This is a genomic window from Chryseomicrobium aureum (assembly GCF_043182735.1).
In the GTDB taxonomy this organism is placed as follows: Bacteria; Bacillota; Bacilli; order Bacillales_A; family Planococcaceae; genus Chryseomicrobium; species Chryseomicrobium aureum.
Map to the genome: position 1 here is coordinate 1,832,894 of NZ_CP171117.1, position 19,040 is coordinate 1,851,933.

General features: G+C 42.0%; 16 protein-coding genes. 3 read left to right on the plus strand and 13 right to left on the minus strand.

Translation table 11 applies throughout. The features are described from left to right. Positions 1–16 precede the first annotated feature (16 nt). From ACF3OH_RS09645 to ACF3OH_RS09660, 4 genes are all read right to left on the minus strand, one after another. Complete coding sequence (locus ACF3OH_RS09645; RefSeq protein ID WP_392454316.1) at positions 17–1,228, minus strand: DUF4097 family beta strand repeat-containing protein; 1,212 nt, start codon at positions 1,226–1,228, stop codon at positions 17–19. 85 nt (positions 1,229–1,313) lie between these two features. Then, positions 1,314–4,184 (minus strand): excinuclease ABC subunit UvrA, encoded by a 2,871-nt coding sequence (gene uvrA / locus ACF3OH_RS09650; RefSeq protein WP_392454318.1) that lies wholly within the window; start codon positions 4,182–4,184, stop codon positions 1,314–1,316. Beyond that, the gene (uvrB, locus tag ACF3OH_RS09655) at positions 4,185–6,179 is read right to left on the minus strand and encodes an excinuclease ABC subunit UvrB (protein ID WP_204590982.1); all 1,995 of its coding nucleotides are present in this window, start codon (positions 6,177–6,179) and stop codon (positions 4,185–4,187) included. A 173-nt stretch (positions 6,180–6,352) separates the two neighbouring features. After that, positions 6,353–6,589, minus strand: a complete 237-nt coding sequence (locus ACF3OH_RS09660; protein WP_204590984.1) for an IDEAL domain-containing protein — start codon at positions 6,587–6,589, stop codon at positions 6,353–6,355. Between the two features lie 178 nt (positions 6,590–6,767). On the opposite strand from ACF3OH_RS09660, the gene ACF3OH_RS09665 reads away from it, so the two are divergent. Continuing rightward, the gene (locus ACF3OH_RS09665; RefSeq protein ID WP_392454320.1) at positions 6,768–7,304 is read left to right on the plus strand and encodes a competence protein ComK; all 537 of its coding nucleotides are present in this window, start codon (positions 6,768–6,770) and stop codon (positions 7,302–7,304) included. On the opposite strand, the gene ACF3OH_RS09670 is transcribed toward ACF3OH_RS09665, so the two are convergent. Both ACF3OH_RS09670 and ACF3OH_RS09675 read right to left on the minus strand, forming a co-directional pair. Continuing rightward, positions 7,283–7,639 (minus strand): hypothetical protein, encoded by a 357-nt coding sequence (locus tag ACF3OH_RS09670; RefSeq protein ID WP_204590988.1) that lies wholly within the window; start codon positions 7,637–7,639, stop codon positions 7,283–7,285. The two genes, ACF3OH_RS09665 and ACF3OH_RS09670, sit on opposite strands and share 22 nt — an antisense overlap. Positions 7,640–7,745: 106 nt before the next feature. Beyond that, positions 7,746–8,786, minus strand: coding sequence for a glycosyltransferase family 4 protein (locus ACF3OH_RS09675; protein ID WP_204590990.1), 1,041 nt, complete (start codon positions 8,784–8,786; stop codon positions 7,746–7,748). A gap of 282 nt (positions 8,787–9,068) precedes the next feature. Here ACF3OH_RS09675 and ACF3OH_RS09680 point away from each other — a divergent pair, with 282 nt between their 5' ends. Beyond that, positions 9,069–10,043, plus strand: a complete 975-nt coding sequence (locus tag ACF3OH_RS09680; protein WP_204590993.1) for a proline dehydrogenase family protein — start codon at positions 9,069–9,071, stop codon at positions 10,041–10,043. A gap of 463 nt (positions 10,044–10,506) precedes the next feature. Here the strand turns inward: ACF3OH_RS09680 and ACF3OH_RS09685 are convergent, their stop codons facing one another. Continuing rightward, entirely contained in the window at positions 10,507–11,574 is a 1,068-nt protein-coding gene (locus ACF3OH_RS09685) for a branched-chain amino acid aminotransferase (RefSeq protein ID WP_204590995.1), read from the minus strand. Positions 11,575–12,034: 460 nt separating this feature from the next. Next, entirely contained in the window at positions 12,035–12,844 is an 810-nt protein-coding gene (locus ACF3OH_RS09690; RefSeq protein ID WP_392454323.1) for a DUF1206 domain-containing protein, read from the minus strand. Positions 12,845–12,933: 89 nt separating this feature from the next. Between ACF3OH_RS09690 and ACF3OH_RS09695 the strand changes: the two genes are divergently transcribed. After that, on the plus strand, positions 12,934–14,169 hold the full coding sequence (locus tag ACF3OH_RS09695; RefSeq protein ID WP_392454325.1) for a DUF2254 domain-containing protein: 1,236 nt from the start codon (positions 12,934–12,936) through the stop codon (positions 14,167–14,169). 74 nt (positions 14,170–14,243) lie between these two features. Here ACF3OH_RS09695 and ACF3OH_RS09700 read toward each other — a convergent pair whose 3' ends face one another. The 5 genes from ACF3OH_RS09700 to ACF3OH_RS09720 form a co-directional block, all read right to left on the minus strand. Further along, positions 14,244–14,729, minus strand: a complete 486-nt coding sequence (locus tag ACF3OH_RS09700) for a divergent PAP2 family protein (protein ID WP_239584952.1) — start codon at positions 14,727–14,729, stop codon at positions 14,244–14,246. Between the two features lie 105 nt (positions 14,730–14,834). Next, entirely contained in the window at positions 14,835–15,437 is a 603-nt protein-coding gene (locus ACF3OH_RS09705) for a PepSY domain-containing protein (protein ID WP_204590997.1), read from the minus strand. Between the two features lie 773 nt (positions 15,438–16,210). Beyond that, entirely contained in the window at positions 16,211–16,795 is a 585-nt protein-coding gene (locus tag ACF3OH_RS09710; protein WP_392454327.1) for a PepSY domain-containing protein, read from the minus strand. A 68-nt stretch (positions 16,796–16,863) separates the two neighbouring features. Beyond that, on the minus strand, positions 16,864–18,189 hold the full coding sequence (locus ACF3OH_RS09715) for a sensor histidine kinase (protein ID WP_392454329.1): 1,326 nt from the start codon (positions 18,187–18,189) through the stop codon (positions 16,864–16,866). Continuing rightward, entirely contained in the window at positions 18,173–18,865 is a 693-nt protein-coding gene (locus tag ACF3OH_RS09720) for a response regulator transcription factor (RefSeq protein WP_392454331.1), read from the minus strand. Before ACF3OH_RS09720 ends, ACF3OH_RS09715 begins: the two co-directional genes overlap by 17 nt. Positions 18,866–19,040: the final 175 nt, after the last annotated feature.

A 19,040-nucleotide genomic window follows, 5' to 3' on the forward strand; every position in this document is an offset into this window, starting at 1 on the left:
AGGCTTTACCTATGAATTAGCGATTCTCTGGGTCATGAGTATTTGATGAATCGAATGCATCATTTAACGCTTCCGTTGTCGACGTATCATCTGTAGAAGTCGTCGCTGCAGGAGCGGGTGCATGTGATTCTTCTGTTGTTGTATAGCGAACAACAACAGTACCTGTCTTCGCTTCCCCTGATACGTAGAGAGGTGCTTGATCGTCATCTGTTGCTTTTGTGAACGAAACTTTCTTCATCATAAATTGTTCCGAATGATTCGTCTGCGTCACATCTGCAAGTTGGACATCTAACTGCCCTAGTTGTGTAGAGGCTTCACCTTTAAGTGGTAAATGACGTGGAACGTATAATTCCACATTACCGGCTAACGCGGATCCTTCTAATTTACGCGGTGACTGGTGCTTAGTCGTCAATACAAGATTTCCGTTGACGCTCGTCGCTTCAAGGTCACGAATTTTTCCTTCTACGTAAATACGGCCGTTCACTGCTTCTACTTCTACTGCTTCCCCGTTTACATCCTTCAATTGAACAGCACCATTGACAGTTTCAATGTCCACTTCCTCAATTTCCATGTGGTGGAGCGAAACTTTGCCGTTTGTCGTCTTCACTTTAATATGTTTCGCATCAAACGATCCAGCCGTTAAATCGCCGTTGAATAAACGAACGGTCAATTGCTCGTAGTGATGTTTCGGGACTTTCAAGGTAAGGTGAGCAGCAATCGTCTTCATATCGCTAAATACACGTAAGCGCCCATCTTCTTCTTTAAATACAAAGTCGGAGTGTAATTTTTGACGTAACTCTTCTTCCGGCATAGAGCGGTATGACTTTACTGTCACATCTCCTGTAACATGCGCTTCGTCTGTCGGATAAATTTCCACTTTCCCATTTGCGATGTCTACTGTAATCGAACGAAGTGATTCCGGATGAAGCGTATAAGAATCTTTAATCGTCACAGCGTCTCCAAATGGATTGTCGAAATCAAATTGACGCAGCTTTTCGACCGTCCCTTGCATCATCTGCATGACACGTTCTCCTACTACAGTAAAATCACGCTTTGCATCTTCAATGAAATCACGGTTACGATTCGTCGTTTCTTTTGTGTCTTGTTTGAAGCTCGTATGTGTCTGTTCTTGTTGTTTCGATAAAGCATCCAGCAGTCCCATTGCCTCTTGTGCAGTAATTTGTCCGTTTTCTAGCATATCCAATATACGTTTACGTTCATCTTGCATGGTGTGGCCTCCTCTTTCTACTGGTATTCTTTCTTCCTACAGTATCTCATACGTCTGGCAAACAAAAAAGTTTCATCCCTTGACGTTATTTTGCTTTCGCAGCCGTTTTCACGGATGCTTTCATTCGTGCCTTATCCCGTTCAAGAACAGGTTTCAAGTATCGACCTGTATACGATTCTGCGACCTCACATACTTCCTCAGGAGTTCCAGTTGCGACAAGAGTCCCTCCTTTATCTCCACCTTCAGGACCGAGATCAATCATATAATCCGCTGTTTTAATGACATCTAGGTTATGTTCAATGACTAATACGCTCTCACCATTGTCCACAAGGCGTTGCAGAACAACTAGCAAACGAGCGATATCATCTACATGTAGTCCAGTTGTTGGTTCATCTAAAATATAGAAGCTCTTTCCTGTAGAGCGTTTATGCAATTCACTTGCAAGTTTCACACGTTGCGCTTCCCCACCAGAAAGTGTTGTTGCTGGCTGACCTAATGTCATATAGCCAAGTCCGACATCTACAATCGTTTGGAGTTTACGATGGATTTTCGGATGATTTTCAAAGAATAGAACCGCATCTTCAATTGTCATCTCTAAAATATCTGAGATGTTTTTCCCTTTGTATTTCACTTCCAAAGTCTCACGGTTGTAGCGTTTTCCATGACACACTTCACACGGCACATAGACGTCTGGTAAAAAGTGCATCTCGATTTTTAAAATCCCGTCTCCACGGCAGGCCTCACAGCGACCGCCTTTCACGTTGAAACTGAAGCGACCTTTTTTATAGCCGCGCACTTTCGCTTCATTCGTCGCAGCAAACACATCCCGAATATCATCAAAAACGCCGGTGTACGTCGCCGGATTGGAACGAGGCGTTCTCCCAATCGGAGACTGGTCAATATCAATGATTTTTTCAAGTTGTTCGATTCCAGTGACTCCTTTACTCGCACCCGGTTTTGTTTTTGCACGATTAATTTTTTGTGCGAGTGATTTATAAAGGATTTCATTGATCAATGTACTCTTTCCAGACCCGGAAACGCCTGTGACTGCTGTGAATAAACCAAGTGGAATGTCGACAGAGACACCTTTCAAATTGTTTTCCGTTGCTTCATGAATCGTTAATTTCCGACCATCTGATTCTCGGCGTTCCACTGGCACGGGGATGAACTTCTTACCACTCAAATAGTGGCCCGTGAGTGATTTTTTACTCTTCATCACTTGTTTAGGAGTTCCAGCAGCAACAATCTCTCCGCCGTGCACACCAGCTCCTGGACCTATATCAATGAGATAATCCGCCGCCATCATTGTATCTTCATCATGTTCAACGACAATTAATGTGTTCCCGATATCTCGCATGCTTTGAAGCGTCCCGATGAGTCGGTCATTATCGCGTTGGTGAAGGCCGATTGATGGCTCATCTAAAATGTATAGAACACCGGTTAAACGCGAACCGATCTGTGTCGCCAAACGAATACGTTGCGCTTCTCCACCAGAAAGGGTTCCAGCAGCGCGGTTAAGCGTTAAATAATCCAGTCCCACATTGATTAAGAAACCTAGACGCTCTTCGATCTCACGTAAAATAAGGCGGGCGATCTGCATATCTTTTTCAGAAAGGTTCAAACCGTTGAAAAACGCTTGTGCTTCTTCAATCGAATACTCACTGACTTCCCCGATATGCAAGCTTTCTACTTTTACCGCTCGAGACTCTTCCTTCAAGCGGTACCCACTACATGTCGGACATGCATGTTCTGCCATATATTTTTCCATTTGCTCACGAATATAGTCGGACGATGTATCTTTGTAGCGGCGTTCAACATTTGCAAGTACTCCTTCAAAGTAAATCATGTTATCGCGCACTTGCCCGAATTCATTTACGTAGCGGAAGCGAATCTTCTCTTTCCCGGTACCGTTCATGATTTTATCCCACTGGTCTTTAGGCAAATCTTTAACCGGCTTTTTCATGGAAATTTTATAGTGTTTCGCCACAGCTTCTAATAATTTTGGATAGTAGTTCGAACTCGTCGGCTGCCAGGCAACAATTGCCCCGTCCGCTAATGATAAGGACATATCCGGAACAACTAGTTCTTGATCCACTTCTAATTTCATCCCCAACCCATCACAGTCTGGACAAGCTCCAAATGGACTGTTAAACGAGAACATACGCGGCTCTAATTCACCGATTGAGAATCCACAGTACGGGCATGCGTGATGCTCAGAAAACAATAACTCCTCTTCTCCGATGACATCGATAATGACATTCCCTTCTGCCAAACGTAGTGCCGCTTCTAATGAATCACTTAGTCGAGGTTCCACACCTTCTTTGATAACGATACGGTCGATCACGACAGAAATTGTGTGCTTTTTATTTTTGTCTAACTCTATATTGTCATCTAGATCTACTAAGTCTTCATTGATACGTACTCGGACATACCCCTGTTTTCGCAAGTCTTCAAACAATTTCACATGTGTCCCTTTACGTCCGGAAACAACAGGTGCGAGCACTTGAAGCTTCGTTCGTTCTGGGTATTCCATTATGCGGTCCACCATCTGTTCGATTGTTTGAGAGGTAATTTCGATTCCGTGATTTGGACAGATCGGTTTTCCTACTCGTGCATACAATAGGCGTAGATAATCATTGATTTCTGTTACCGTCCCTACTGTAGAGCGAGGATTACGACTCGTAGTTTTTTGATCGATTGAAATCGCGGGAGAAAGACCCTCAATCGTATCGACGTCCGGCTTATCCATCTGGCCTAAAAATTGACGCGCATAAGCAGACAAGGACTCTACATAGCGTCTCTGTCCTTCTGCATAAATCGTATCAAATGCGAGAGAAGATTTACCGGAACCCGACAATCCGGTCATCACGACCAGTTTGTCACGAGGAATGGTCAAACTCACATTTTTTAAGTTATGGGCACGTGCCCCTTCTATTCGAATCTCTTGGTGCTTCATTTAGCTTCCTCCCTCTAACTTTAATTCGAGAAGTGCATCCCGAAGCTCTGCTGCTCGCTCAAAGTTAAGTGCGCGTGCAGCATCTTTCATTTCTTTTTCAATGCTCATGATGAGCGTCTCGCGTTCTTCTTTCGTCAACTTCTTACCAGAAACAAGTTGTTGTGCGTAGCTTTCCACTTCTTCCGTTTCCTGTGTCGCACGGATTACTTCACGCACTTTTTTCGCGATCGTCGTTGGTGTGATGCCATGCTTTTCGTTGTACGCCATCTGAATTTCACGACGACGTTTGGTCTCATCGATGGCTTTTTGCATGGAATCTGTGATTTTGTCTGCATACATAATTACTTCACCATTCGAGTTACGAGCTGCACGCCCGATCGTCTGAATGAGTGAACGTTCCGAACGCAGGAATCCTTCTTTATCTGCATCAAGAATCGCTACTAACGAAACTTCTGGAATATCTAGACCTTCTCGTAACAAGTTGATTCCAATCAACACGTCATATGTTCCCAGTCGAAGCTCGCGAATGATTTCTATCCGCTCTAGCGTCTTGATTTCAGAGTGAAGGTATTGCACTTTAATTTGCAGCTCTTTTAAATAATCCGCAAGATCTTCTGACATCTTCTTCGTCAATGTTGTAATCAACACACGTTCGTTTCGTTCTGCTCGCACATTGATTTCATGAATCAAATCATCAATCTGTCCGGTGATCGGACGGATATGAATGACAGGATCAAGTAAACCAGTCGGACGAATAATTTGTTCAACCATTTCTGGTGTATGGTCAAGTTCATACGGGCCTGGTGTGGCCGACACATAAATTGCTTGATGAATGCGTTCTTCATACTCCTCAAATTTTAACGGACGGTTGTCGAGTGCGGAAGGTAATCGGAAACCGTGTTCGACTAACACAGATTTTCGCGCTTGGTCACCGTTGTACATGCCGCGCACTTGTGGCAAGGACACGTGACTTTCATCGACAATAAGTAAGAAGTCATCTGGAAAATAATCGAGCAATGTATACGGAGTGGCACCCGGTTCACGCAATGTCAAATGACGCGAATAGTTTTCAATACCTGAGCAAAAGCCCATTTCACGCATCATCTCTAAATCATAGTTCGTGCGTTGTTCTAAGCGTTGCGCTTCTAGTAATTTATCTTCAGCACGTAATTTCTTCAATTGTTCTTCTAATTCACGCTCAATATTTTCAATAGCAATCTTCATTTTCTCTTCACGCGTAACGAAGTGGGATGCTGGGAAAATAGCCACGTGATCTCGTTCTGCTACAATTTCACCGGTCAATGCGTCTACTTCTCGAATGCGATCAATTTCGTCTCCAAAAAACTCAACACGAATACACTTCTCATCTCGAGAAGCGGGGAAAATTTCTACCACGTCACCTCGCACACGGAATGTTCCTCGAATAAAATTCACATCGTTGCGCTCGTACTGGACATCTACAAGGCGACGCAGCAGTTGGTTGCGTTCAATCTCCATACCCGTTCGAAGAGATACAACCATTTCTTTGTATTCTTCCGGATTCCCTAAACCATAAATACACGAAACCGATGCAATAATGATGACATCTTTTCGTTCAAAAAGAGAGGATGTAGCAGAGTGGCGAAGTTTATCAATTTCATCGTTTATGCTTGAATCTTTTTCAATATACGTATCGGTTTGGGGTACATAGGCTTCCGGTTGATAGTAGTCATAATAGCTGACGAAGTATTCAACTGCATTGTTTGGAAAGAACTCCTTGAACTCGCTATACAATTGACCAGCAAGTGTCTTATTATGTGCCATCACTAAAGTGGGGCGATTAATTTCTTTGATTACGTTAGAGACCGTAAATGTTTTCCCTGTGCCTGTTGCACCGAGTAATGTCTGATGCCGTTTTCCTTCTTTGACGCCAGCGATCAGTTCTCGGATTGCGGTTATTTGATCTCCTGCTGGTTCATAAGGAGCTTGCAAGTCAAAAAGGGTCTGTTCCGCCATTTCACTACACTTCCTTCTATATAAAATCTCTCCGTATCTTCGTTTCTCATATGATACCCTTTTTACAAAGAGTTAAAAACGAACGTATGTTTTTATAGTAGACTTTCTATAGCGATTTCGCAATCATTTACTCTTTTTGAAAACACAAAAAAACTGCCAAGTCGGCAGTTTTTTCATTCGGCTTTATGTAGCTCATTGAGCTGACCCGTATACAGCATAAATTTCTCTTGATCCCCCGCGTCGAGCGCTTCATCGATTAGCAACTCGAGTCTCTCTAGAAGTTGCTCGCGGTGAATATGGTCTAAGAACATATCCAGATAGATTTCTTGTAGCAGCGCGGCCGATGTATTCTCTGTTCCCGTGTCTGACATAGCTTTTAGAAAATCTGTGTATGAATAGTACTTGTCCATAATATTCACCTCTTTTGATTTCTATTATAGCAAGACTTTCTTTTTTTGCAATAACTTTTTAGAAAATTCAAATTAAACAAACTACATTATTTATTTTAAATAATCAATCAATAGCTATTGTCTAATTTCCAATTAACGGTATAATAGGAAGTATTCTAATGCGAAGGGGCTATACTATTTGAAAGCAAAACGAGTAGCTAAAGACACCTACTTAACTTTGGATACAGCCATGGTACGACCTGTATTCAATGAGTTTAGTATTCAGGCGGAAGTAGTCACGTTGAGTGGGACTTCTACCATTTTTGCAACAGATTGTTTTACATTAGTGCGAAACACGTGTGAGTTTTGTGGAAATTCGATTGGGAAGGCAATTAAAGATTCTCATGAATTGGTGGGGCAATATCATAAAGTTCCGATTGTTATTGAAAATATTAAAGGTGAACCCTTTGTTCTTATTCCACTTATGTCGCCACGCTCTCCCTTGAACACTTGGATTTCTCTACATGCAATTGAAATGCATAAAAAATCTACAGTTGCTGCTGGCTTTACGGACATCCACTTCACAAATGGAAAAGTGATTACGGTGAATGCGTCCTTTTCTACATTGAACCGCCAACTGGTTTTAGCAAATGCAATCCGCAGTGGATTTTTAAAAAGATTAGAAAGCAGAGAACAGTTTTTCACCCATCCTGTTCAGCTGACAACGCCTAAGTAAGTTCTTACATATTCTTCAACTTGGTTGCGGAGTCGCACATTTAAGTAGCGTCTATGCTCTTCGTAACCTTGGTGATAGAAAATAAACTCCGTAAACAATTCATCACCTTTTCCTCGCACTACTTTTACTCCTTCTTTTCGAATGATTTCATGAACTTCTTTCAACTCTTGTTGTACTTGTTTATCTGCACGTTCTAAAAGTTCTAGGTAGGGCCGAGGTAATTTAAAACCAGCCTTAGCAATTATTTCTCGATCTTTCGCAAATACAGTCATTACCATAGGCAAGTAAATCAGTTTTTCCAATTGATTGACCAGCTCTTCTGATCCTACTGGCATCTTCCTCACCCCTTAAATAGAACACTTGTTCTTATTTATCTATTTTACATCGGAAAATAAAAAAAGCAACTTCTAGATGAAATTTTTCATCAGAAGCTGCTCATTTTTATTTTGTAAATTTTAAAAGGTTTAAGATTGGACGATAATTCTTTCCAGCAAGACCAATGATTTCGACAAACAGTTCAATGATTACCAACATGACCGCTACCAGAAGAAGTGCTCCCCAGATTGTAGCTTGGGAGAAAATTAAAGCTGTCACACCAAAAAGTGCAGCAATTGAGTAAATGATTAAAACCGTCTGACGATGTGTGAATCCAACGTTAAGTAGGCAGTGATGCAAATGCGATTTATCCGCTGCTGAGAGCGGTTGTTTTTCGCGAAGCCTACGAATGATTGCAAAGAATGTGTCGGATACTGGTACACCGAGCATAATGATCGGGATGATCAAAGCGAACATCGTGACACCCTTAAATCCAAGAAGTGCAAATACGGAAATCATGTAGCCTAGGAATAAAGCTCCTGTGTCTCCCATAAAGATCCGTGCAGGATAGAAATTGAATACCAAGAATCCAAGAGTGCTCGCTGCAAGGATCGCTGTTGCACTAGCAACAAAAGGATTCCCAATAATAATTGCCATTGCAGACAAAGTGATGAGTGCAATAGTTGAAACTCCCGCCGCTAAGCCATCTAAGCCATCAATCAAATTTACAGCATTTGTAATGGCAACAATCCATAGAATCGTAAGTGGAATAGAAAAGTAACCAAACTCAAGTGTTCCACCGAAAGGCAAGTTAATAAATTCAACTTGGATGTCACCAAAAACAACAATAACTGCTGCTGCTGAAAGTTGTCCTAAAATTTTTGCTTTCGCAGTAATTTCAAGCATGTCATCTAACATACCGGTAATAATTATAATGGTTGCACCAATCAATAGTGCTTTATCAAATTCGCCATCTGGGCGGTAAACTAAATAAGTAAGTATAAATGATAAATAAATGGCAAGTCCACCAAGCCTTGGCATAATGCGTGCGTGAACTTTGCGGTAATTAGGACGATCCACAGCACCTATCCGATAAGCCAGACGCTTAACAAACGGTGTAAAAACAACGGATGCGACAAATGCCAAAACCAATGCATAGGCTAGCATGCCTTTCCTCCTCTTTCTTTAATCAATAAGATAATTATGAATTAATGTTAATAAATAGACGTATAGAATGTACTAGATGTTTCACATGTAATTAGCAAACTCCATGAAAGTATATAGGAAAGGGTTTTTATTGTCAAAAGACCGAATACTTACACTAAACTTTATATACTTAGTAATTCATTTTAAGTTTAATGATAGCCATCTTCCTAATTTTCAGAATCATCGTTTTCAATTGCGATATATGATATACTTTCTTTAATTTGAATAGATAGGGGAATCGCCATGTTAAGAGATTTTTTTATCGCTTTATCTGAAAACCAAACGTTAAATGCTGCAGCAAAACGCTACGGTTTAAAAATGGGCGCACAACACGTAGTAGCAGGTACTACAGTAGAAGAAACTATTGAAAGCATTAAGAAATTAAATGCAATGGGTATTTCAGCAACTGTAGACAATTTAGGTGAATTTGTTTTTGAACGTGAAGAAGCACTTGCTGCAAAAGCGCAAATTTTAGAAGTGATTGATGCAATCAACGAACACCAAGTAGACGCACATATTTCTTTAAAGCCTTCACAACTTGGTCTAGATATTGATTATGATTTTGCATTAGAAAATCTTTATGAAATCGTCGAGCGTGCGAGCAAAACCGATATGTTTATCAACATCGACATGGAATCCAATAAGCATCTTCAACCGTCATTTGACATTTTAGATGAGCTATCAAAAGAATTCACAAATGTGGGTACTGTGATTCAGGCGTACTTCTTCCGTGCTGAAGAAGATATTCAAAAGTATAAAAACTTTCGTCTACGCATTGTAAAAGGTGCTTATAAAGAGCCTGCTGAAGTTGCCTATCAGACGAAAGAAGAAATCGATGCGAACTATATCGAATTGATCGAGTATCACTTATTACACGGGAAATTCACATCCATCGCAACACATGATCACAATGTCATCAATCATGTGAAACAGTTTGTAAAAGAGAACAATATCTCAACTGACAAATTTGAGTTCCAGATGCTTTACGGCTTCCGTACAGACATGCAAAAAGAATTAGCACAAGAAGGCTATAACTTCTGTGTGTATGTGCCGTTTGGTCAAGACTGGTACGGCTACTTCATGCGTCGTCTTGCAGAGCGTCCACAAAATATGAATCTCGTCGTGAAGCAAGTATTCACGAAAGACACGAACAAAATGATTGGGCTTGCAGCTGCTGCATTTGCAGTTGGGCGTCTATCGAAGCGTAAAAAGAAGTAAGAGTATTTTAGATGTGGAGCCGACTGTTCAGAAATTGTGCGAGAAGACAGCGTGGGCTGTGAAGCGTTCTTTGCTTCATAGACCGCGATGGCTTCTTGCGGGATTTCTAGGAGGCGCAACTCGATTCCAATAAGAAGTAGAAAACGCCACACGCGAGGTTAGTATTTCCTCATGTGTGGCTTTTTTTGACTGCTATGTTAGAAACGCTAAATGTGAGGACAGCAAGTTTGGATAAATTTATTTAGTTAGCAGAGCCTGGAAGTAAGGCCGTCATTTCCCGGGATATCAGAGTTTTACCGAGACCCGGCAACGAAGCTGAAAGTGCTCTTCTTTCAGCTTCCGTGGGGAGGCTCGGTGAAACTCTCCCAGGAAATGGCGGTCTTGCTGTAGGGCTTCCTAATAAAAAGGTGACAGGCACCATTTGGAATCGACTTCCAAATGGTGCCTGTCACCTGTTCTTTAATTAAAACTCAATCGTCCACCCAAACGGGTCTGGTTGTTCCCCTGTCTGAATTCCCGTCAATGTATCATAAAGCCGAGCAGACACTTCTCCTGTTTGGCCATTATTCACATAAAACAATTCATTCTGCCAACGGAACTCGCCAATTGGTGAAATCACCGCTGCTGTTCCCGTCCCCCATGCTTCTTCTAATTTACCTGTACGATGTGCATCCCGAACTTCTTCCATCGAAATACGCTTTTCAATCACAGGCACTTCCCAGTAGCGGAGGATATCGATGATGGACCGGCGCGTGATGCCATCTAAAATGCTTCCATTTAGAGCAGGCGTGTATACTTTTCCATCGATTTTGAAAAACACGTTCATGCTTCCTACTTCTTCGATATACTTTCGTTCGACTCCATCTAACCACATGACTTGAGCATAGCCTTCTGCTGCGGCTGTTTCTTGGGCTTTTAAGCTCGCCGCATAATTTCCGGCTGTCTTCGCAGTTCCTGTACCGCCAGCTACGGCCCGTACATATTGATTCTCTACAAGAATTTTAACAGGAGCGATTCCTTCTTTATAATAAGAGCCCACTGGGGAAAGGATGATCATGAATTGGTACTTTTGTGAAGGTGCCACACCTAAATAGGCTTCCGTTGCGATCATAAATGGACGAATATACAAACTCGTTCCTGGGGCTGTTGGAATCCACTCTTTCTCAAGTTGAAGGAGTTCCATCAACGCATCAAGCATTGCATCTGGGTCAACTGCCGGCATAGACATACGTGCACAAGACTCATTCATCCGTTCAAAGTTTAACCGCGGGCGGAACAATCGGATTTTGCCCGTAGAAGATTTGTACGCTTTTAATCCTTCGAAAACTGTCTGACCGTAATGAAGAACAATGGCAGAAGGGTCTAAAACAAGCGGTTGATAGGGCTGTATGCGGAAATCATGCCAGCCATGCCCCGCGCTGTAATCCGCAACAAACATATGGTCTGTAAATGTGCGACCGAAAATGAGTTGCTGATCCGGCACTTTTGCTTTTCTATCATGTGAGATTGACTTTTCAACTTGAACAACCATTCAACATACTCCCCTTCGACTTTTTGCAATATCCTGCAATATATTATATGTTATTATACGCTCATTTCCAGAAAAGAAAAGCTATTTTTCGAAATTTCTTATAATTGAGGAATCTACTACATGAAATAATAAAAGGAGTTTCTCATATTAATAGAGAAACTCCTTTAGTATAGTTGAGGATGAGTAGGGGAAGCGTTCCGCGGGCGCGTGCTGAGCCAAAATCGAGTTGCGAGCGCCAGAAATACACTCCGGAATCAGCCGAACCCACAAAGGCTGAACTTCGCCTTCATGGGCACGTCTGATTTCCTCGGAATTTCTAGATCGGCGTTCTCCACATCTTAAACAAGGTCTCAGCTTCCGCTTTTAATCCCGCTGGAGTCACCCCTACTCACTTTTAAAATTTACATTTCCTCAATCTTAATAAAAAAACTAATTTCTTTCTCATACTTTTCCAAACACTTTATTGACGACCGTAGTTCATACGCTCATAACGTCCACGAATAAATTGATAAATTCCATAAAGTATAATGCCCGCTGCTACAATTGCGAGTAAGAACATGCCATAAGGTTGAGACGCCAATTCATCAAAAGCCCCTCCCACTCCTTTAGATTCATCCGGATTATGTGTCCATGCTGTACGTAAAAAGAAGAAACCGATCATTGCTAATACTAAACCTCGTGCAATCAATCCGACTCTTCCTGCCTTCTCAGCAGCGGATTTCTCTTTTGCATTCATTTCCTGCGTTTTCAGTTGTTCCATAAACTTGAGACGTGCACCACTTTGCAATTCGTAAAGTCCATAAACCATAATAATGACCCCGACTAAACCTACAAGCCAAACGCCAAATGGCTGCTCCATCAATCTAGCCGAAATCTCTTGTTCCGACTCTCCTCCACCTGAAGAGGATTTTTGTCGCATGGCAAGTAAAATTGCTCCGATTGCTAGATTTCCATAAATGATTGCACTCACTAAATAGCCAATGCGCTTTACAATCCCCTTGGCGTCCTTCCCTTCTCCCTGTGGGTCTTTGATTGCTTTAATCAAATTCCAAGCAATATACCCAAATAACCCAATTCCAATTATCCATAGCAATAGTCTTCCAAATGGCATAGTTGCCACTGACTCGACAGCTCCTGTAGTTCCTGTTGTTTCTCCACCGGTTCCAAAAGCCGCGAGAAGGGCGAGTATACCAATGATGATAAAGACGATTCCTTTTGTCATGTACCCGACTCGGCTAAAGCGCCGAATCCAAGGTTTAGTTTCTTCCATATGTAAGCCCTCCTCACCTGTTTGCTTACCTATTCCCTGCATGGTATAAAAGAGAAACCTGTTATACTAAATTTTAAAGGAGGAAATCTATGAAAAAATGGTTATTTCGACTAAATGATAGTATCTGGTTTACTCCGACCCTATTTACGTTCTTCTCTGCATTGCTTGCTATCGCTACCGTATTGATCGATACGCTCTATATCGGGGAACTGGTGGAAGAACTGCCCTACTTCATGCTGACTTCCGTTGACTTGGCACAAACGATTTTAGGTACAATTGCAGGCGCATTGTTAACGATGACGACGATTACCTTTTCTACAATCATGGTAGTATTGACTACATACTCCAGTCAGTTTTCCCCACGTGTGTTGAAGAATTTTATAACAGACAAAGTGACGATGCGCGTTCTAGGAATTTTCATGGGAGGCTTTGTATACTCGATTCTTTCTCTACTCTTTATGCGAGAAGCTTCTATTGATCATAATGTTATTTCAGCTACAGTAGGCGTAGTGTTCGCTGTCATTTGTTTAGCATTTTTTGCTTATTTCATTCATAGTGTAGCCACATCGATCCAAGTCAGTAACTTAGTAGCAGATTTAGCAGCAGATACGCATGCTGTATTTGAAAAGAATGAAAAGCTTTATTCACGTTATTCGTATGTCAGATTAGCTGAAAAACCGGTTCATAAAGTGGAAGAGACGCATCTCATTTCTTCGGATGCTGTCGGCTACATTCGAATGATTGAGATAGACGCGCTTATGAAATGTGCTAGTTCAAACAAAGTGAAACTTGAAATTCTAAAGCCGATTGGTTCGTTCGTGACGAAAAATGAGCCCCTTTTAAAAGTTGAAGGTACTGAAAAAGTGATTGATTCTATAGCCGAGTATTTTGTGATTGGGCCGGAACCTTCAGCGAATCAAGATGTAAGTTATGCTATCCAAAAGATAGTGGAGATTGCTTTACGTGCGATTTCACCCGGAATCAACGATCCAAACACGGCGATCCTTTGCATTCACCATTTAAGCGGGTTGCTTCCGCAGGCACTTGAAGAAGCTGCTTCTTATGTCCACTTTTCATCTGAAGAAGGAAGCGTAGTACTTCCTCACAAATCGAACCGTGACTTATTGTTTCAAACGTTTTCAGGTCTTGCGCATTATGGGCGCGAAGATATAAATGTTTTGCTGGCATGTTTAGAAGCGTTACAAGTGATTCAAGATGAAGCTCTTCGAAATGAAATGGTCCACTACATGATTGGTCATTTTAATGAAGACTGTTTAGAACCTTTTGATCAGGAAAAAGTCACTAAGTTTGTTCAAGTGAACTAAATCGTCACATTACAAAAAACACAAAAAAGTAACTTCTCTAAATCAATCCAGAGAAGTTACTTTTTTTCGTAGCTTTATTTTCCTTCGATTTTTGCGGAAATAATTCCACAAACAGTACCAAGAAGGGCCCCAGCGGCAACCTCAACAGGTTGATGTCCTAAAAGCTCTTTTAGTTCTTTTTCACGTTCAATATATTCATAACTTGGAAACTCTCCTGAGATTTTAGAAAATTGGTCTTCCAAATCATTTACAAGTTGGGCAATCTCTCCTGTATGTCTCCGAATACCTTGTGCGTCGTACATAACAATGATCCCAAATGTGACGGATAATGCAGTTTCAGTGTGGCGAAACCCTTTATTCGCAGCTACATAGGAGGCAAGTGCAGAAACTCCTGCTGAGTGAGAGCTTGGCATCCCACCTGTCGAAATTGCCTTTTTCACGTCCCAATTACCTGTTACTTTTTTATGTGTTAAAATCTTTAATCCTTGTGCTAATCCAATCGCTCCAATCGCGGTTAAGATGCCACGATTCATTCGATAGTCTGGTTTTGGTGTTTTCATTCAAAGGCCTCCAGTTTTAAAATTCATTTTTCTTACTATACCCGACCTCCTCTAATGACTAAACGGTTTTCACACATAAAAAAAGAGGCGCATGGCCTCTTTTGATTAGTCGTCTAAATCGTCGTCATCTTCTGTATCCTTTTCGAACTTCAGAATTTCTCCTGTGAATGCATCGATATCAAATTCGTATTCTACATTTCCATCGCGTACTTCAATTTCGTAATAGTTATCATCGCGTTCAGCGCCTGTCACTGTTCCAGTCACTTCATTCAGTGCGATAGCAATTGCTTCTTCCATAGTTAGCGCATCTTCAGTATTCGCCACTTGAGCTGTTCCACCGGATTGCACAGAAGTGGATTGTGTTTGTGAACGATTGGAATCATCATCGTCACGGTCACGCTCAAAGTCAAAGACATCTCCACTCACCGCATCGATATCAAATTCATATTCGTATGTGCCATCTTTCATTTCAACATCAAAGTGAACACGTCGGTCATCTGAATCAAGTGAGATTTCTACAACTTCTCCTTCTACACGTTCGTTTGCGATTTTCAGTGCTTCTTCTTGCGTGATGTATTCGGCATTCGCTGGTTGTTGATTGACTGGAATGTAGTCAGCTAAGTCATCTCGATCATCGGCGAGTGCGACACCTCCTACGACTAATGCTCCTGTTGCGGCTGGGATAAGTAACCATTTGTTAAATTTCATTTTGTAACGCCTCCTCTTTTTTGGTTACTCTTATCATATCCAGTGAAGATGAGAGGTTTATGTGAAGAACATTAGAGTTTGATGAGAATCTTTAAAATGTGGAGCCGACTGTTTAGAAATTGGGCGCTGCAAGAAGTTGAGTTCCACTGCGGGGCTGCTTTCCGTGGGCGCTGCGTGAGCTTCCTCGTCGCATACTCCTGCGGGATCTCACGGCAGACTGTAATCCCACTGGAGTCAACCCCTCCATTCCACTCAACTTCTATTGGGTGCCTAGCACCTATTGGAGAACGATTGCAAATCCACTTTACTAAAATCGTCGTCCTAGATTATATGTGAATCCCACCAAATCGGGCCTTGCGTTAGCACAGCCCGGCAGTAATTATATGTGTTAGTGCAAAACAAATTGACATGATTACTAAATAGAGGCGGAGCCGACTCAAAGAAGTTGCAAGGAACTACTTCCTGCAAAGAAGCACTTGAACAAATTAGGTTCAGCTGGAGATGATTATGGAAGGACAAACTAAGAAGAATGGCGCTGGGGCCGCTCAAATAGAGCGGCCCCAGTCCTTTTCATTCATAATTCTTCTTTAAAGTAATCTTCCGAGGAGGAAGCTCATTTGTTGAAATAGCGTTCTACACATCTACTCGCAATCGAGTTCCGAACGCCAGAAACACACTCCGGAATCAGCCGCACCCGCAAAGGCTGAAGAGCGCCTTCACGGGCACGTCTGATTTCCTCGGAGTTTCTAGAGTGGCGTTCTACACATCTAAAATTAGTCATCCCAAACCACAGAAAGTACCTCACCTGTGATGGCATGAATTTGAACGGTGGCTTCTGGACCATCCTCGTCACCTTGATCCGGTTGCTCAATCTCCACCAGATAATATCCGCCACTTTCAGACTGCTCGAAATCAACATCTGCTACAGTTCCTGAAACTTGTTGCAGAGCAATCTCCGAGACCTGTTCCTCTGTTAGACGTGTAGGGGCTTGTTCTACAGGCTCCTGTTCTTCTGTTGGAGTTTCTTCAGGCTCTGGTTCAACTTGTTCCGGTTGTTGCTCTTCTTCTGATGACTCTGCTTGCTTTTGTTCGGTCTGCACTATTGATACGACTGTCCCGTAGCGTGCATTTGCTTCAATAGTGTAAAACCCATCATCCGTTTCTAGTTGCGCTCGGTAACTTTCACCCGAAAGTTCCAAGTTTGTAATGGTCCCACTGTACATACGTTCCAGTTGCTCTTGAATCTCGGTTCGGGTCATTGGCTCTTCGCCAGCTGTCGTGACCTGGAAGTAAAAGATGGAACCGATTAAAATAATGCCGGTGAGCAGTAAAGGAATAAACCAAGGTTTTTTTTGCATACTCGTCACTCCTTTCATTTAACTTTGTGACTACAGTATAAAACCTAAAGATTAAAATTTGCTGAGAACTACTTTTTATGAGTGAGATACACGGTCGTGCCAACATCTAGTTTACTTTCTACTGTTATGTCTAGTTTCAACTGGTGTGCCAGTTCTTTCGCAATAGCTAGTCCAATTCCGCTACCGCCTTTGGAACGTGTCCGAGCTTGATCGACACGGTAGAATCGGTCAAAAAGATGTGGAATCGCTTCTTCTGGAATCCCTTCCCCTTCATCATGAATTCGGATTTGACGACTATCTAGTTCGATGCGCACAGGATTTTCACTATATTTTTGTGCATTGTCAAGTAAAACAGTCAACAATTGGCGTAAACGTGCCTCATCAGTCTCTAGGTAGACTTCTTTAGGGGCGGACACATGAATGGCACGAGAGTAAACGGATTGAAGTTGGTTGGCTAGTGATTGCACTAGTGGAACGATATTCGCTTCTTTCAATTCAATATCTACAGATTGCTGACTTCTCGCTAGCTCTAAAAACTGTTCAATCATCAGCTTCATCCGCTCTGTTTCAGATGTAATAGCATCCAGTGATTCCGCTGTAACTTCAGGGTCCTCGGTTCCTCGTCTTTTCAAAAGGCTCGCATAACTTTCAATGATCGTGAGCGGAGTTTTCAATTCATGTGCCGCACTAGAAACAAAGTTTTCTTGTTTCAAATAATTTTCTTCCAACTTTTCCATCATGGCATTGAATTCTCGACTCATTTGAGCTGGCTCATCTTTGCGATTTTCTTCCACTTCCACGACTTGATAAGAACCTTGCTCCCGATTGGTCCTCATATGAGCAATCAATCGCTCAATCGGAGCCGTCACTTGTTTTCCAACTAAAAAGTTCGCAGTTACTAATAAAAGTGCACCTAAAAGAGTTACCAATACAAACGTTCTAAATAATAGCGCTAACGTATCATCTAAAGCACTTGTTTGCTGATGCAATTCAATCGTCACAATCTCTCCTGAGCCTAGTATGGCTGTCGTTGCCACACTGACTACTGAACCATTATCGTTTGTCGATCGTGTGTAAGGTTCTGTTTGGGAGATGGCGACTTCATAGTTGTAGAGCCCCTCTCTCGTTTCTATAGAAGAGAGAAGTTGTTCACCTTCTAAAACGCGGAGCGCCCCATTTTCAGGCACGAAGGCTCTTAAAATAGTTGGCAACTGTGCAGGATCTGTCACACTCGTAAATGCTGCCGCTACTTGCTGTACATCATTTCGAAGAGGAGTAGCAGCGTTGTCGTAGGAAAACTGTTCAAATAAAAAATAGGCAAGACTATTTACAATAAGTAAAGTCACAATGGCCAGCCCCGTCGAGAACAGCTGAATTTTAGCCTTTAGCTTCATGAGTCGACTCCTTCAACACATAGCCCACTCCTCGGACCGTTTGAATATACGTATGGTTCTCCATCTCAATTTTCTTTCGGACGTAGCGCACATAGACATCCACGACATTCGTATCTCCGTAATAATCATATCCCCAAACCGCATCTAAAATTTGCTCGCGGGTCAACACAATGTTTGGATTTTTTACAAAGTATGCAAGCAGTTCGAATTCACGAGGTGTAAGCTGAACAACTTGTCCTTCAACTTTTACTTCATGTCTCGATTCATCTACAACTAGTCCACCAATTTGAACGCCTTGTTCTTTACTAGAAGACGCTCTTCTAAGTGCCGAACGGATACGTGCAAACACTTCTTCCATCTCAAATGGCTTAGTAATGTAATCCGTCGCTCCTAAGTCTAACCCTTCCACCTTGTCTTTCACTGAACTTTTGGCAGTGACTAACAGCACCGGTGTCCATTCATCTGTAGCTCGAATACGTTTTAGCACTTCAAACCCGGTCATTTCGGGCAGCATGACATCTAGCAATACCAAATCAAACTGTTCATCACGAAATGAGAGTAACCCGTCCATTCCCGTGTGGGCAAGTTTGGTTCTGTACCCTTCATACTCTAATTCCAGTTGAAGCAACCGCGCTATCTTTAATTCATCTTCTACTATTAGAATTCGTTCACTCATAAGCTCACCCTCCACTTTTCATTATCGTATCAGAAAACCGAACAAATGGTGTGATTCGAACCCTCCCGCTTAGACACACACCTTATACAGTGGTAAACTGTAGGATACATAAAAGGATGGGGTTGGTTCTATGATACCTGATTGGAAAAAACAGCGTGAATTCTTGCAACGACAC